The sequence below is a fragment of the Microbacterium sp. Y832 genome, from assembly GCF_057669765.1.
The window spans coordinates 557,025-571,746 of record NZ_JBYHFM010000002.1; the positions used below are offsets into that span (position 1 = coordinate 557,025).

General features: G+C 71.9%; 15 protein-coding genes. 5 read left to right on the plus strand and 10 right to left on the minus strand.

Annotated elements, in window-relative coordinates:
• Window positions 1-63: 63 nt before the first annotated feature.
• Window positions 64-807 carry a formylglycine-generating enzyme family protein gene (locus AC25YV_RS05415; RefSeq protein WP_488122806.1) on the minus strand — a complete coding sequence of 248 codons (744 nt, stop codon included), beginning with the start codon at window positions 805-807 and terminating at the stop codon, window positions 64-66.
• Between the two features lie 76 nt (window positions 808-883).
• Between AC25YV_RS05415 and AC25YV_RS05420 the strand changes: the two genes are divergently transcribed.
• Window positions 884-1,291, plus strand: a complete 408-nt coding sequence (locus AC25YV_RS05420) for an LbetaH domain-containing protein (RefSeq protein ID WP_488122807.1) — start codon at window positions 884-886, stop codon at window positions 1,289-1,291.
• Between the two features lie 40 nt (window positions 1,292-1,331).
• Here the strand turns inward: AC25YV_RS05420 and AC25YV_RS05425 are convergent, their stop codons facing one another.
• The 4 genes from AC25YV_RS05425 to AC25YV_RS05440 form a co-directional block, all read right to left on the minus strand.
• Entirely contained in the window at window positions 1,332-4,910 is a 3,579-nt protein-coding gene (locus tag AC25YV_RS05425; protein ID WP_488122808.1) for an SCO7613 C-terminal domain-containing membrane protein, read from the minus strand.
• Window positions 4,907-5,128, minus strand: coding sequence for a helix-turn-helix domain-containing protein (locus tag AC25YV_RS05430; protein ID WP_488122809.1), 222 nt, complete (start codon window positions 5,126-5,128; stop codon window positions 4,907-4,909). Before AC25YV_RS05430 ends, AC25YV_RS05425 begins: the two co-directional genes overlap by 4 nt.
• Complete coding sequence (locus AC25YV_RS05435) at window positions 5,128-5,604, minus strand: DUF2975 domain-containing protein (protein ID WP_488122810.1); 477 nt, start codon at window positions 5,602-5,604, stop codon at window positions 5,128-5,130. Before AC25YV_RS05435 ends, AC25YV_RS05430 begins: the two co-directional genes overlap by 1 nt.
• 87 nt (window positions 5,605-5,691) lie before the next feature.
• Window positions 5,692-6,147: a MarR family winged helix-turn-helix transcriptional regulator gene (locus AC25YV_RS05440; protein ID WP_488122811.1), complete on the minus strand. Its 456-nt coding sequence runs from the start codon at window positions 6,145-6,147 to the stop codon at window positions 5,692-5,694.
• A gap of 43 nt (window positions 6,148-6,190) precedes the next feature.
• On the opposite strand from AC25YV_RS05440, the gene AC25YV_RS05445 reads away from it, so the two are divergent.
• The 3 genes from AC25YV_RS05445 (at window position 6,191) to AC25YV_RS05455 (ending at window position 7,469) form a co-directional block, all read left to right on the plus strand.
• The gene (locus AC25YV_RS05445; protein WP_488122812.1) at window positions 6,191-6,439 is read left to right on the plus strand and encodes a hypothetical protein; all 249 of its coding nucleotides are present in this window, start codon (window positions 6,191-6,193) and stop codon (window positions 6,437-6,439) included.
• Window positions 6,440-6,521: 82 nt separating this feature from the next.
• The gene (locus AC25YV_RS05450) at window positions 6,522-6,692 is read left to right on the plus strand and encodes a hypothetical protein (protein ID WP_488122813.1); all 171 of its coding nucleotides are present in this window, start codon (window positions 6,522-6,524) and stop codon (window positions 6,690-6,692) included.
• Window positions 6,693-6,752: 60 nt separating this feature from the next.
• The gene (locus AC25YV_RS05455) at window positions 6,753-7,469 is read left to right on the plus strand and encodes a LysR family substrate-binding domain-containing protein (RefSeq protein ID WP_488122814.1); all 717 of its coding nucleotides are present in this window, start codon (window positions 6,753-6,755) and stop codon (window positions 7,467-7,469) included.
• Between the two features lie 240 nt (window positions 7,470-7,709).
• Here AC25YV_RS05455 and AC25YV_RS05460 read toward each other — a convergent pair whose 3' ends face one another.
• The 4 genes from AC25YV_RS05460 to AC25YV_RS05475 are packed head-to-tail and all read right to left on the minus strand — an operon-like array spanning window position 7,710 to window position 13,027.
• The gene (locus AC25YV_RS05460) at window positions 7,710-10,208 is read right to left on the minus strand and encodes a CHAT domain-containing protein (protein ID WP_488122815.1); all 2,499 of its coding nucleotides are present in this window, start codon (window positions 10,206-10,208) and stop codon (window positions 7,710-7,712) included.
• A 29-nt stretch (window positions 10,209-10,237) separates the two neighbouring features.
• A complete protein-coding gene (locus AC25YV_RS05465; protein WP_488122816.1) occupies window positions 10,238-11,929 on the minus strand; it encodes a S8 family peptidase in 1,692 nt (563 codons plus the stop codon).
• 20 nt (window positions 11,930-11,949) lie between these two features.
• Complete coding sequence (locus AC25YV_RS05470) at window positions 11,950-12,420, minus strand: hypothetical protein (protein WP_488122817.1); 471 nt, start codon at window positions 12,418-12,420, stop codon at window positions 11,950-11,952.
• On the minus strand, window positions 12,410-13,027 hold the full coding sequence (locus AC25YV_RS05475) for an RNA polymerase sigma factor (RefSeq protein ID WP_488122818.1): 618 nt from the start codon (window positions 13,025-13,027) through the stop codon (window positions 12,410-12,412). The genes AC25YV_RS05470 and AC25YV_RS05475 overlap by 11 nt, the downstream gene beginning before the upstream one ends.
• A gap of 114 nt (window positions 13,028-13,141) precedes the next feature.
• Between AC25YV_RS05475 and AC25YV_RS05480 the strand changes: the two genes are divergently transcribed.
• Window positions 13,142-13,882 carry a glutamine amidotransferase-related protein gene (locus AC25YV_RS05480; RefSeq protein ID WP_488122819.1) on the plus strand — a complete coding sequence of 247 codons (741 nt, stop codon included), beginning with the start codon at window positions 13,142-13,144 and terminating at the stop codon, window positions 13,880-13,882.
• Window position 13,883: 1 nt separating this feature from the next.
• On the opposite strand, the gene AC25YV_RS05485 is transcribed toward AC25YV_RS05480, so the two are convergent.
• Window positions 13,884-14,690, minus strand: coding sequence for a tryptophan-rich sensory protein (locus tag AC25YV_RS05485; protein ID WP_488122820.1), 807 nt, complete (start codon window positions 14,688-14,690; stop codon window positions 13,884-13,886).
• Window positions 14,691-14,722 lie beyond the last annotated feature (32 nt).

A 14,722-nucleotide genomic window follows, 5' to 3' on the forward strand; every position in this document is an offset into this window, starting at 1 on the left:
CTCTCCATCGACACGGGACGCCCTCAGCGTAGACGACGCCGTGGATCCGTCCAGACGCGCCCCTCAGCGCCGCGGCGTCCAGCCCGAGGGTCTCGGACCATCGGCGAGGGACCGTTCGCGGTCAGCCCGCGCCGACCAGCCCTGCGCCGCGTCGACGGCGTCGAAGCCGCCGCGCGCGAAGCGCAGACCCACGTCGTCGTGGTGCATCCGCGGCGCGCCGCCGCGCCGCGTCGACGCCCGCACGCTCCACGCATCGTCAGCGAACCCGCCACCGCGGAACACGCGGTAGTCGTCGTAACGCGCCGGATCGAGCGGGTCCCAGCACCATTCCCACACGTTGCCGAGCGTGTCGAAGAGCCCGAAGAGGTTGGGATGCCGCCCACCGACCGGCTGCGGTTGCGTCACGCCGTCGGCGGCCGTCCAGGCGACATCGGCGAGCGGTCCGTAGTGGGGCCCGGTCGAACCCGCGCGGCAGGCGTACTCCCACTCCGCCTCGGTCGGCAGACGGTAGCCGTCGGAGTCGATGTGCCACGTCACCTGCTCGCCCTCGAATGTGTAGGCGGGATCGAGCCCTTCCCATTCGGATGCCGCGTTGCACACCCGCACGGCACGCAGCCAGCTGACGTCGACGGCCGGCCGCCGGGGGTGCGTCGCCGTCTCGCCGAGCAGTTCGGCCATCTGCGCCTGCGTCACGGGGTACACCCCGATCTCGAAGGGCTCGAGCTCGACCCTCCAGCGCCGGTCGCGCCGCGCGTCGTGCAGCGCGACCGATCCCGCCGGGATCGCCGCCATCTCGATGTCCGCCACGGCGGAAGTATGCCATGCGGGAATGGACCGCGACGCGGCGAGGTTATGTCATTGTTCGCTCGATCGGGAGGGATCTGTGGGCAAGAACTATATCGACATCGAAAACGACCGCGGAGAAGTGCTGCGCTACCGCAAGCACGTCAACGGCCGGGGGCTCGTCGCGCACGGCGCGAAGGTGCACCCCTCAGCCGTCGTCGAGGCGGGTGCGTATGTCGAACCGGGTGTGCAGATCGCGGCGGGCGCCCGCGTCAGCCGCGGTGTGTGGGTCGAGACCGACGCCGTCATCGGACCCGCGGCGCAGATTGCCCCGCACGCGCACATCTGCACGGGTGCCGCCATCGGTGCGGGGGCCAAGATCGGCATCCGCGTCCAGGTCGGCGTCGGCGCCAGGGTCGCGGGGGGCGCGCTCATCGGCGATGACGAGACGATCGCCGATGGCGAGCGCGTCGCGACCGACCCGCGCGGACTCCGTCTGGCGGCCTGATCCTCCCCAAACCCCCAGGCCCACCCGAACCGTCCGTATCTCACGCGAGATCGCGCAGGCGTGCGGCCAGGCCCGACTGCTCGCCCGCGCGGCGCTCGTAGGTCACCGCAATGATGAGCAGCACGGCGCCGACGACGGCGAGCGTGATCCACCACGGCATCGACTCGATTCCGCGACCGATCTGCACGACGAACGCGAAGACGTTCTCGACCGGCAGCACGACGATGCCGATGAGGAACGGCGCCGCGAGGCGCTGAGACGCCCCCACGAGGATCGCGAGCAGTGCGAGCGCGATGACGAGGATCGCCCGCCACGTCAGCGGGTCGGTGAACGTCGCCGCGATCGACGCGCTCAGCAGCACGCCAAGCCCCGGCGCGAGCAGCGCCCACGACCCGCGGAAACCGGCAGGCCATGCGCCCAGTGAGCGGATGCCGCGACCCGCGGCATCCGTCGATGACAACGCCCACGCCCCGGCCGCCAGCAGGGCGACGCCGAGCGGCAGCGAGAACCACTCGACGCGCAGGTCGCGCGGACTCCACGCGACGACGGCCGTCGCGAAGGCGAGCGCGAAGACGAACCAGACCGGCGGCAGAGCCGTCTCGCCGCGCATACCGCGGCGGGCGATGACGACGACGGCGACGAGCAGGGCGAGCATGAGGCCCCACATCGTCCAGATCGTGAGCCAGTCACGCTCGATCGCGGGCCACGTGCCCACGGCGAGCATCGCAAACGCCGGGGCGGTGAGCCACCGGGTTCGCGCCGCCGCGGACCGGCGCAGGCTGCGACCCGCGAGCAGCGACGGCAGCGCTCCCGCGGCGGCGACGCCGAGGCACACGAGCACGAGCGGCCCCGCGATCGGCGCCGTGTCGAGCCCCAGACCCAGCCGCACACCGGCGACGGCTCCCGCCGCGCCCGCGACGATGACCGCCGCGAGCGTCACAGGTCGAAGCCGTCGCATCCGCCCGCGGGATGCCGCGCCGATCAGTAGCAGCACCCACGCCGCGCCGACGAGGGCGAGAGCCCGGACCGAAGGGCCGACGACGGCGGCGAGCACGAGCACGGGCGCGATCGCGGCGAACAGCCCGACCGCGTACAGCCGGACGCCGCGCATCCCGAGCACGGTCAGCACGGCGCCCACGACGGCAGCGGCGAGCGCGGGCGGCAGCAGATATGCCTCGACGAGGGTGACACCGGTCAGCTGCCAGACGCTCCACAGTGCGCCCGTGAAAGCGGCCCCCGCGAACCACCATCCGTACCGACGGCCCGCTCCGACCGCGGTCGCGAGACCTCCGACGCCGAGGATCGTCAGGACGACGAGGGCCGTCTCGGCGCCCGCGGCGGCGCGCAGCACCGAGAGCAGCACGGCGATCGCGGCCGTCACGAGGGCGGACGCCTCGACCGCGATGCGCACGAGCGCGGCGTCGCGCTCCCCCACGCGAGGCGCGAGACCGGCGTGTACGACGGATCCGCTGGCGAGCGCGACCGCGACGATGACAGCGACGACGGGCAGCACGACCGGCGACCCGCTTCCGACCAACAGCTGTGCGCCGAGGCACACCACGACGACGGCGAGCGCCGGAACGAGCACGGCAGCGGCCGCGAGGCGCAGCACCGTGCCGAGCCCCGCGCGGCGAGTCGTCACGAGGGTGAGCGCGAGCAGGAAGATGAGCCCGGTCGACAGCGCCGTCCAGCCGCTGCGCTCGAACACGACCTGCGCGACGCCGATCAGGAAGGGCACGGCGGTCACGACGAGGATCGCATGCCACGCCCGCACGCCGATACGGCCGACGAACGTCACGACGATCGCGACGACGGCGCCCGCCGACGTCGTCAGGCACAGGCGGGCGATGTCGCCGGCACCGGCCAGTCCGAGCGCCGTCGCCAGCACGATGAGCGCGTACGCGTACGCGACCCCCACGTGCACGAACCGGGCCCGAGCCGAAACGGAGAGCGCGAGCGCGCCGATCGCTGCGACGACGAAGACGCCCGCCGCGACCGCGAGCGCGCTCTCGCGCCACGACAGGATCAGCGCGAAGAGCACGAGCACGTGCGCGCCGACCACGAGCGGTGTTCGCACGGCGACGGGCCGCAGCCGCGGCATCCGGAAGGTCATGAGACTCACGGCGGCGGCGACGGCGAGTCCCAGCGCGACGCGACCGGGCACCGTGATGGTGGGGATCGTCATGACGGTGAGCACGGCGATCGCGGCGTACCAGAGGCCGAGGTAGCCGACCCAGCGCGTGCCGGTCGGCACCGTCATGCCGTCGGCACGCACGTGCGGGCCGTGCAGGCGCTCGCGCAGCAGCGCGAACATGACGAGGCCGACAGCGAGCGAACCGAGCGCGACGGCGATCGATGCCGGATCGTCGGCCGAGAGCATGTCGGTGCCGAGCACCGCCGCGCCGCCGAAGATCGCCGCGGCCATCGTCGGCGGGACGGCCGTGACAGCGACGGTGGCGATCGCGCCGCCCGCGAGGGCGCCGCGCGCGACCGCCGAGGGCATCGGCGCGAGCACGGCGACCGTGATGGCGCCCACGACGGCGGCTGCGGTCAGTGCCGTCACCCACCACGTGCTCACGGGAAGCACCGTGAAGGGCAGCACGACGACCGCCGCGGTGCCGAGGAGCCCCGCTGTGAAGCTCCACATCCGGCGCGCCGGGTGTCGCGTCGAGAACACGGCGAGCAGGGCGGATGCCGCGAGCACGCCGCACAGCGCCGGGGCGATCGCGTCGGCGGGGAACGCCCCGAAGAACACGCCCTGCACGGGGGCGAGCAGGATCGCGCCGAATTCGAGGGCCGTGAGGCTCACCCGCTCTGTGCGCAGCGTCGTCGACAGCCGCGCGGCGAAACGTGGCGTGAGCGCGAGCAGGGCGAACGCCGCGAGCGCCGTGCCGAGGGCGCCGAGCACGGGCGCGGTGGCGGCCGCGCCGATCATGGCCGGCACGAGGGCGAGCGCGACGAGCGATGCCCACAGCCAGGCGCGCAGCCGCAGCGCGAGGGCAGCGGCCGCAAGCACCGCGCCGACGACGAGGGTGGTCCCGGCCGCGACACCCCATTCGGCACCGGGCGCCGCGAGCGCGAGGGCACGCACATCGAGCGCGACGAAGACGACACCGAGCCCGCCGACCGCTTCGGCCGAGAACCGCAGGCCGCGGCGCACGAGCACGGCAGCGCCGGCGAGGAAGACGACGGTCACGGCGGCGACGATCAGGCCGCGCGCGAGCGGGTCGGTGAGGTCGGGGTTGAAGAACGTGAAGACGACGGCGGCGACGGCGACGAGCCCGGCCCCCGCGACGGCGAGGACGGACTGCACGGTCGCACTGGCCCCCGCCGGCGTGGCGGGCGTCAGGGTGCGCGCAGCGGCGGACGCCGGTGCGAGGCGCGGAGCGGCGACGCGCGAGGGCACGCGGTCGAGCACCGCCTGACGAGCGCGAAGGGCGGCCGAGGCCGTCTGCGAGGCATCCCACAGCTCTGCCCCGATCGTGCCGGTGAAGTCGGCTCCGCAGCGGCGGCAGTACTGCTCATCGACGCGGAATCCGCAGCGCGGGCAGGACAGCTGATCGTCGAGATGGGCGATGGCCGCCTCACTCCACCCCGGCCGGATCGCGACGGTGCTCACGGGGACTCCGGATCGTCGTCGACCCACTGCAGGATGTCGCCGGGCTGACAGTCGAGCACGCGGCAGATCGCGTCGAGCGTCGTGAAGCGGATGGCCTTGGCCCGGCCGTTCTTCAGCACCGCGACGTTCGCGGGGGTGATGTCGATCGCGGCGGCGAAGTCGCCGACCGACATCTTCTTCTTCGCGAGCTCGACGTCGAGGTTGATGATGATGGGCATCACACGACCTCCGACAGGTCCTGCTCGAGCTGCGTCGCCTTGCGCAGCAGCCCGCGCAGCACGACGATCAGGAGCGACAGTCCCGCACCGACGACGATGCCGATGAGGCAGAGGATGGCGATCGACGGCGGCGCGGCGCCGGCAGCCCACAGCAGGGCGAGGGCTGCGACGACGAGCAGGGATGCCACGACCACGACCGCGAGCGCGACGTCGACCCAGACGAACGCACGCGGCGTGAAGATGCTGTCGACGCCGACGAGCGACAGCAGCCGCCACACGCAGACGAGCAGCACCTGCGCGCACAGCGTGAACACGGTCCCGATGAGGATGCCCGGGATCTGCAGCTGCGCCAGCTCGGGGTAGCGGTCGGCCATGGCGGCCGCGGTCGCCGGGATGACGAGCACCTGGCAGAACAGCAGCAGGCCGATGAGCACGGCGATGAGGGCTTTGAGGCAGACGATCGTGGCGCGGTTCATGGGCTACCTATCGATATACGGCAATGATCTATCGAAAAACGATAGGCTACCGCTGACCCGTCCGCAAGCGCCGCCGTGCAGCCGACGTCACTCCGGGTAGCGGCGTCCCGCGAAGGGAATGAGTCCGTCGCGCAACCGCTCGAGGTCGGCGACGTCCATGTGCACGGCCTCGAGGATCTGCTCGGGCACCCGCAGTGCCTGCGTGCGCAGCGAGCGACCTGCATCGGTGAGGGCGATGTCCAGCATGCGCTCGTCGTCTGCTCTGCGTGACCGGGTCACGCGCCCCTGTGCTTCGAGTCGTTTCACGAGCGGCGAGAGAGTCGCCGGCTCCATCGCCAGATCGTCGGCGAGACCGCGCAGCGATCGGGGCGAGCGCTCCCAGAGGGCGAGCATCACCAGGTACTGCGGATGAGTGAGGCCGAGCGGCTCGAGCACGGGTCGGTAGAGCGCAACGATGTTGCGGGCAGCGGTCACGATCGCGAAGCACAGCTGGTTCTCGAGCAGAAGCAGGTCGTCATCGGCTTCTGTAGACGGGAAACTCATGCCCGGACTGTATCGCACACAGATCATTAGTACACTAACCATCATGACGACCGATCCCCACGAACCGCCGCGCTCGTTCCGTGAGCGCGTGAAGGCCGCCGGCGGCTGGTACGCCTGGTGGAACTCACGGCTGATCCGGTTGGCCGGCCCCGCCTCGGTGGGACCCTACGAGACCACGCCGCCGCCGAGTTCGGCAGCACGCGCCGAACGCGCCTGCCCGCTGTGCGGCCACCCCGTCAACCAGCACACGTTCGACCGGTCCGGGCCCAAGCCCCTCATGCACTGCCCGTGACGGTGTCACCGCCGTGCTGGCCCTGGCGACGCGCCACCCCTAGAGTGAGAAAAACCAAGGAGGTGGCGCAATGTTGTTTGCGTTGAGTTTCATCTTGCTCGTGGGCGGCATGTACGTCACGGGCCTGTCGTTCAACATCCCCGAGTTCGCCCCGCTGCTTTTCGTGCTCGGGATCCTGATGGTGTCGGCGGCTCTCGCGACGCCGCTCATCGCCAGCGCTCTCGACCACCGGGGCGAGAAGAACGCGCGCTGATCTGTCGCGCCGTCACCGCGGCGAACGGATGCCGCCGCTCACGCCGATACGCTGGAGCACATGGCGAAGGGCGGCAATCCGCGAGGCGGCGGGCGCAAACCGGCGCAGAGACCGAGACGCGCGGCATCCGCGAGCCCGCGCCGTAAGCCGGCGCCCGCGCCGGCCGCCGCACCCGAACCTCCTGCCCGGCCGTTCCGCCTCGGCCTGATCCCCGGCGCGACGCCGGGCACGTGGATCGACCGTTGGATCGAGCGGATGCCTCGCCAGCCCATCGACCTCGTGCCGCTCGCCGTCCCGGATCAGCGCGCGGCCCTCATGGCGGGCGACGTCGACGCGGCCCTCGTACGGCTGCCGATCGAGCGCGACGACCTGCACGTCATCTCGCTCTACGACGAGGTTCCCGTCGTCGTGACCTCGAGCGAGTCGCATCTCACGGCGGCTGATGAACTGACGCTCGACGACCTCGTGGGCGAGGTGCTCATCACGCCTCTCGACGACGTGCTGCACACGACGGTGCCGGGTGCCGTCGCACCGGTGTTCGCGCCGCCCGCGACGACCGAGGAGGCCATCGCGACGGTCGCCGCCGGCGTCGGCATCGTCATCGTGCCGATGTCGCTGGCCCGGATGCACCAGCGCAAGGACGCCGCTGCACGACCGCTGCGCGACGGCCCATCCTCGACCGTGGCGCTGGCCTGGGTCGCCGATCGCACGACGCCGTCGGTCGAGACCTTCGTCGGCATCGTGCGCGGTCGCACCGCGAACTCGTCCCGCACCTGACCGCGCGCGCCGAGATCGATCGAGCGGCGAGCCAACGGGAGAGCGGTATCCGGGGGATGCCGCGAGCGAAGCCGAACCGCGACATCCCCCGATGGATCGATCCCCGATGACACGCACGGATCGTGCGCCCCAGAGTCTTCGGTGCCCCCGACGGCGAGAAACCCCTGAGCCTCACCGGCATGGACCGTCCGCTAGGAGAAGAGCGGGGTCCTGCGGCGGTGATACATGCCGCCCGAACTTTCAGAACCCCGTGCCGTGCACTTGGAAGGGCGCCATGATCCCGGTGCGCGAGGTCGCCGACGCGAGCGCCACGGACGGACTCTCGCCCACTGCGAGGCCCGCGTGCATCGCGGCGAGCAGTTCGCAGGCGATGTCGTCAGCCACGACGACGGGCGCTGCGACCACGGCGCGCGCGCCGGCGTGCAACCACACGCGGGTCATGCCGACCGCCTCCTCGCCCCACCTCACGGTTGAGCGGCCGACTTCGCACGCCGACAGCACGACCGTCTGCGGCACCTCGGGAATGAGGTCGACGTCGTACCCGAACAGCGTGCCGTCGGCCAGTTCGAGCCCCGAGAAGAGCGGATGGTCGGCTGCGTGCCGGCCGTGCGCCGCGACGTGCAGCACGTCGGCGGTCGCCGCCGACGCCGCCAGCGCGGCGACCGTCGCTTCGCCGCCGCGCAGCACGATGCGCTCGTCCCACGCATCGGCCGCCGTGAGCACCTCTTCGTCGCCGCGGGCGACGCGCGGCCCGGCGACGAACACGGCACTTCCCACCCGTCGCGCGCTCGACCTCGACTCGGCCACCCACCGCGACGCCGACGGCGCGATCGTGAGCGCGCGCCCCTGCATGGCGGGCAGCATCGTCCACGGGATGCCGGTGAGCAGCCCGGGAGCCGTGAGTACGACGCGCGCCGGATCGCCCGCGTCCGCCAGCACCTTGCCCACCGTCTCGCGCGAGAGCTGCTCGAGGCGCCTCGCGAGCGCGTGCTGCACGACCCCCGCCATCGGACCCGAGCGCACCGCGGCTGAGACGTCGAGGTCGGCGCGCAGCCCCTCGATCGCGGTCCGCACACCCGCCGCGTCGAGGTCGACGAGCCGCTCGGAGGTGCGATCGGCGACGAGGGAGACGAGCGACCGCCCGTCGAAGACGAAGGACACGAGCACGGTGTCCTCGCTGAGAGCCGCGCGGGCCGCAGCGAGCGTGACGCGGTCGTGCACGGCCGCCGTTCGCATGGCCGCCCATTGCCGCTCGCGGGCACGGGCGCGCAGCACATCGACGCGCGCGTCGGCGAGCCAGTCCCCGTCGGGGTCGGCGAGGCGGATGCGACGCAGCTCTTCGAGCTCGGCGGCCAGCACCGGATCGGGCGGCGGCCTCAGAGGCACGACCTGCGTGTGCAGGTGCCGCGAGCGTTCCGACCACTCGAACACGACGTCGGGCCGCCGCGACCGCAGCGCCGACGCGAGCCCCGTCACGATGAGCCCGAGTCCTTGCCGAGCGATCGACCCCGACTGCTCGAGGCTCGCGCCGAGCCGCTGGGACTGCTCGAGCGCCTCGATGCCCCGGGCAGCGCGCCGGCGTGCGACGCTCTCACGTCCGTCGCGCCGAGCACGCTCGGCGGCGACCTCGTGCGTCAGCAGGGCGGTCTCCAGCGGTGCGCCCGGCCGCAGGCGCGGTACCCGGATGCCGGGTTCTTCGCCCCGGCGCAGTGCGGCCAGGGCCGCGGTCAGCCGCAGGGCGGCGGCATCGTGCGGAAACCCGTGCTCCTCCAGCGCGTCAGCGACGACCACGACGGCGCCCGGCGACGGGGCGCGACCGACCGCGAGCGGCGTTCCGGTGCGGTCGAGGCGACCGCGCGAGAGACGTGCCCGCAGTCGGATGCCGTCGGCACGGGCCGCCCAGGCGTGGCTGCCCTGACCGCGGAACCGGCGCGCCGATGCGAGGGCGACCGCGGCGGCACGGCCGGGGTCATGGTCGAGCAGCGAGCGCGCAAGCTGGTACTCGGCACGCGCCCGCTCCCCCGGGGCGCGGTGGCGTCCGAGCGCGCTCGCGACGTGGGTGAGGGCGTGTTCGGCCTCGGTCTGCAGGCCCGCGTCCCGCAGCACTTCGGCGTGGTCGATCTCGTTGACGGCTGCCCAGAAGTCCGACACCTCATTGAGCGGCTCCCGCACCGCCTGCATGAGCGACAGCGCCGTGACGAGGTCGCCGGCGAGCATCGCGATGTACCCGCGGTTGTGCACCGCCTGCTCGGCTTCGCGCGGGCGCCCCGCGGCGCGATACGCCGCTTCGGCCCAGTGCAGATCGGCGGCGGCGTCCTCCCACCGTCCGCGCTGCATGTCGGCCACGCTGCGGTTCATGCGCATGTTGGCCGCGCGCACGGAATCACCGTCGAACGCGTCGATCGCGTCGGTGAGCCACGAGACGGCGCTGTCCAGTGCCCCTCGCTCGAGCTCGAGGGCGCCCATCTGCCCGGCGAGGATCGCGCGCGTCTCCGCGCTGAGGCCGGGACGCGCGAGCGCCTCGCGGCACAGCGCCACACCACCGTCGACGTCACCTCGTCGCGCGAGCAGGTACGCCGTCGTGCCGGCGACCTTGGCCTGCATGTCGCTGTCGCCCTCGCGCGCGGCTGCGGCGGCGGCATCCGTCAGCACCGCCCGCGCTGCGGTGTACCGACCCGCGTTGACGAGTTCGACGCCGCGCGCAGAGAGGTGTTCGGCGCTCGAGGTCACGGTCCCCATGATGGCCCGTCGGGGCGGGCCGCGCATCGTCAGGACTCGATGCGCGAGCGGTCCTCGGCCGCGATCCCTTCCAGCGCCTTTCCGACGACATCGCGCGGCCTGTGCGCCGCGTTCGCCATGAGCCCGGGCGCGAGCGACGCGGCGACGCGCGCGGCAACGTACGGGGCGGCGAACGAGGTGCCGCTCCAGATCGCGTACCCCGCCGAGTAGTCATCGGGATCGAGGCTCTGCCGACGGCGCCCGAGCAGGTCGGCACGCGAGCCCGACTGCATACCGCCCGTCAGCGCGGGAAAGGCGCTCAGCACCGACGTGCCGCGGCCGTAGACGTTCACCCACGCTCCGATGTTGCTGTACAGCGCGACCGACGTGCGCTGGGGATTGAGCGCCCCCACCGCGAGGTGTCGGGCGAGCCCTTTCTTCTCGTCGATGCCGAGGTCGGGGTCACCCCACCCGTACAGCGCCGCGGGGAAGATCGGCCGGTCGGTCGCATCGTTGCCCGCCGAGCACACGACCACGACGCCGAGGGCGCGCAGGCGGCGCAGCGCGTCATAGAGCCGCAGCGAGAACAGGCCGTCCTCGGGGGTCTCGTGGTAGTAGCCGAGCGACAGATTGACGACGTCGAGCGGGTTGCTCCGGCCCCACACCACGAGTTCTTCGACCGCGTCGATGAGCTCGCTCTCGAGCACCGTGCCGTTGCTGTCGGCGACCCGGATCGAGACGAGATCGGCCTCGGGACAGACCTGACGCAGGATGCCGGCGACGAATGTGCCGTGGCCGGCCGCGTCGTCGAGGTAACCGTCGCGCGGACCCGCCTGATCGCCGTACACCTCGGGGTCGGTCAGTGGGTTCTCGACGCCGATCACCTCACCCGGGCGCGTGGGCGACGGCACGCGTCGCCGGACGACGTCGCGGAACCCGGTCTCGGCCGGCAGCCACGGCTCGTGTACGCCGCATCCGGTATCGAAGAACGCGATGACGGGGCGTCGCCCGCCCCGGGCGAGCGACGCGGTGCGCACAGGACCCGGGCCGATGTAGTCGACGACCTCGAGGCCGCCCGAACCCGGGTAGGCGTACCCGTCGGTGCCCGACGGGTTCGTCTTGCCATGCGGATTGGTCTTGCCGTGCGGGTTCGTCTTGCCGTGCGGATTCGTCTTGCCGTGCGGATTGAGCCCGATCGGAGCGACCGACAGCACGTGGTCCAAGCCCGTGCGTCGCAGTGCCTCGTCGCCCGCGATGGCGTCGCGCTCGGACTCCGCGGTCCGATCGCGCACCGGCCGGTCGAGGGACCGCGATGCCGCGAGCGAGATACGGCGCCTCGCGTCGGCCAGCTTCTCTCCCTCGCGGCGCCCTCTCTTCTTGGCGCGCGGCTCGAGCGAGCGCCGACGCGCATGCTGCAACAGCCGCCATGCGTCGACCGGCGGCACGGGCTCGTCGTCACGCTGAGGCCTCGGCGCCTCGACGATGCGCGCGCGGGTGAGTTGCTCACCGCTCGTGCGGATCGGCTCGAGCTCGACGTCCCAGCCGAGCTCGGCGCCCGCATCGCGCAGCGTCGCGTACGCGTCGTCGGGTTCGCCCGAGATGATCAGGTGGCCTGCTGCGTACACCGTGCCGAACGCCGGAATCCCGGGAACCGGGTCGCGCCGTGGATCCAGCGCGACGCCGCGAGCCAGTGCGGCCGCTTCGCGCTCCCGCCAGGACCGGAAGCCGGAGTCGTCCGCCATGAACACGCCTTTCGTCGGGGTCAGACCTCGAACTGCGGGGTCTGGAAGTCGCGGAACTCGCCTGCGGCGTCTTTCACCGCGAGCCGCAGCCGCCAGAGACCGGCGGCGACGTCGGCGAAGGCGAACCGTCCGTGCTCGGTCGCCTGCGTCGTCTGCACGTGTCCATCCTGGACCAGACTCACCGCCAGCGCAGGGGCATCGACCCACCCATCGACGCGACGGCTGTCCCTGGCCGCTCTCGTCACGTGCAGCAGCACGGTCGTCGTGCCGTCGCTGAATTGCAGCGTCGATGTGTCGCTCTCGGTGCGCACGGCCGAGCGCTCGGACGATTCGACGAGGGTCAGCAAGGAGTACTCGCGCGAGAGGTCAGCGACGGCGACCGCCGCGACCATCCGGTCGACGAGGTCAGCCGGTGCGGGATCCACGGCATCCCACACACCACGCAGTCGTGCGAACAATGCCGCGTCCGCAGCGAAATCCTCAGTTGCCATGAGCACCCTCATCCCATCCGTCACTCTCAAGCTTCTTGCGGAGCTTGCCGAGGCACCGCTGCCGGGTCGGACCGATCGATCCGACCGGCATCGCGAGGTCTTCGGCGATGCGGGCGTAGTCGGGGCGTTCCTCGAATGCCACGACCCGCAGCAGTCGACGGCAACGCTCGTCGAGCGAGCGCACGCCTGCCCAGAGCCGGCGGGTCTCGTCGTCGCGCACGGCCGTCCGCTCAGCGGATTCGCCCGTCGGCAGATGCGGTTCGAGCGCGTCGGCGTCGGTGGCGTCCACGCGCCTGTGCAGTTTGCTGACCTTCCACGCTTCACGGCGGGCGCACATCGTGAGCCACCCGGCCACCGCGCGTGGCTGCGAGATCGACGCGTGCGCCCGCACGAGGGTCAGCCAGGTCGTCTGCACGACGTCTTCGGCGAGCGTGCGTTCGAGTCCGTAGCCGCGCACGACGTGCCACAGCACGGGTGTCATGAGACGCACGAGTTCGTCCATGGCGCGGCTGTCGCCGTCTCGCCAGTGCTCGAAGAGGTCGGCGGCTCGTTCCCAGCGGCTCGGCTCGGTCGCAGGGGCGGATGCCTCAGACCCGGTGTGCGTCATGACGCCCATTGTGTCCACACGGATACAGAGCACGGAAGACCTGCTCCGATACATCGGATATCCCGTCGACGTGACCGTCTCGCGACTGCGAGCGGCTCGACCTAGACTCGCGCCATGACGAACGCCCCGTTGCTCTATCTCTGCGTACGACCGCAGCGCGAGACCGCCGAGGCCGAATACGAGTCGTTTCGGGCGGGCATGCGACTTGACGTCGACGGCATCTCGCAGCACGACCTCGTCGAGGCGCCCCTGCCCGAAGACGCCCTCGACCGCTACAGCGGATTCGTCGTCGGCGGCAGCCCTTTCAGCGTGACCGACCCCGAGTCGACCAAGCCCGACACCCAGCTACGCGTCGAGCGCGAACTCGCCGAGCTCGCCCAGGCCACGCTCGAAGGCCGCACGGCGGCACTGTTCACGTGCTACGGGATCGGCATCGTGACGCGACTCCTCGGCGGTGAGGTCAGCCGCGCACACCCCGAAGGAACCGGCCCAACGGTCATCGAGCTCACCGACGCCGGCACGAGCGATCCCCTCTTCGGAGGGCTCGCGCACCGGTTCACCGCGCTGACAGCGCACAAGGAAGGCGCCGCGGTCGCTCCTCCCGGCGCGGTCCTGCTTGCGACGAACGAGGCCTGTCCCGTGCAGGCGTACCGCGTCGGCGACAACCTCTATGCGACGCAGTTCCACCCCGAGCTCACGCCGCGCGCACTGGTCGATCGGATGGCCGTGTACCGCGACGACGGCTACTTCGACACCGACGACTACGACATCGTCGCGGGGCGCGTGCTGGCGGCCTCCGTCACCGAGCCGCCGCGCCTCTTGCGTGCGTTCGCGAAGCGGTTCGGCCCCGCCTGACTCACGCCGAGGCGTTGCGAGCGCCGCTGAGGCGGCTCGCGAGCATCGCGAGCACCGGCACAAGGATGACGAGGACGCCCACGATGATCGCCGTCACACCGATCGCGGTGTCGCGCGGTTCGAGCGCCAGCCGGTTGTATGCGAGCCAGCCCAAGCCCCACGCGAGGGCGAGGCCGGGGGACACGTGCCAGCCCGATCGCCATGCGACGGCGAGCCCGATCACTCCGACGGCGATGACGACGGCGACGCCGAGCGGCGTCCCGTAATCAGCCCACTCGGCGGGCCCCTCTTCGGTGAGCCAGGAGGACACGTTGGCCGCCGTCGCCAGCGAGACCCACCCCAGGTGCAGCCCCACGCCCAGATCGGTCACGAACGAATCGAGGAAGGTCTCGGCGGGGTAGGCGACCGTGCGCTGGAAGGCGACGCACAGCACGATGAGCAGCGCGACGATGCCGATGACGCTCACGAGCAGCGTCGCGTATAGGGCGAGGAGGATCCAGACTCCGTTGAGCACGGCCGACAGCGCGATCCACCAGCCGACGGCGCGCTGGCGCTCACGCGTCCGCTGCGACGGCAGCGCCTGCCAAATGGCGTACCAGATCATCAGCGCATAGATGGCGCTCCAGATCGCGAACGCCGTCGAGGCGGGGGTGAGCAGGGTCGCCTCTGATCCGAGCGCACCGCCCTGCGCGTCAGCAACCGCGGTGCCGCCGATCAGTCCCTGGCCCACGAGCGAGGCGATGACCATGAAGACGGTGGCCGAGATCACGGCGATCTGGCGGGTGAGGTCCTTCGATGACGCGGCCATTCTGCGAGCGTACGGAAACCCTCGCGCCCCGT

What these genes read in the sequence shown, in the direction of transcription:
- AC25YV_RS05430 (WP_488122809.1), bottom strand. Translation starts at nt 5,128, where the DNA reads ATGCCCATCATCATCAACCTCGACGTCGAGCTCGCGAAGAAGAAGATG.
- AC25YV_RS05435 (WP_488122810.1), bottom strand. Translation starts at nt 5,604, where the DNA reads ATGAACCGCGCCACGATCGTCTGCCTCAAAGCCCTCATCGCCGTGCTC.
- AC25YV_RS05440 (WP_488122811.1), bottom strand. Translation starts at nt 6,147, where the DNA reads ATGAGTTTCCCGTCTACAGAAGCCGATGACGACCTGCTTCTGCTCGAG.
- AC25YV_RS05445 (WP_488122812.1), top strand. Translation starts at nt 6,191, where the DNA reads ATGACGACCGATCCCCACGAACCGCCGCGCTCGTTCCGTGAGCGCGTG.
- AC25YV_RS05455 (WP_488122814.1), top strand. Translation starts at nt 6,753, where the DNA reads ATGGCGAAGGGCGGCAATCCGCGAGGCGGCGGGCGCAAACCGGCGCAG.
- AC25YV_RS05460 (WP_488122815.1), bottom strand. Translation starts at nt 10,208, where the DNA reads ATGGGGACCGTGACCTCGAGCGCCGAACACCTCTCTGCGCGCGGCGTC.
- AC25YV_RS05465 (WP_488122816.1), bottom strand. Translation starts at nt 11,929, where the DNA reads ATGGCGGACGACTCCGGCTTCCGGTCCTGGCGGGAGCGCGAAGCGGCC.
- AC25YV_RS05470 (WP_488122817.1), bottom strand. Translation starts at nt 12,420, where the DNA reads ATGGCAACTGAGGATTTCGCTGCGGACGCGGCATTGTTCGCACGACTG.
- AC25YV_RS05475 (WP_488122818.1), bottom strand. Translation starts at nt 13,027, where the DNA reads ATGACGCACACCGGGTCTGAGGCATCCGCCCCTGCGACCGAGCCGAGC.
- AC25YV_RS05480 (WP_488122819.1), top strand. Translation starts at nt 13,142, where the DNA reads ATGACGAACGCCCCGTTGCTCTATCTCTGCGTACGACCGCAGCGCGAG.
- AC25YV_RS05485 (WP_488122820.1), bottom strand. Translation starts at nt 14,690, where the DNA reads ATGGCCGCGTCATCGAAGGACCTCACCCGCCAGATCGCCGTGATCTCG.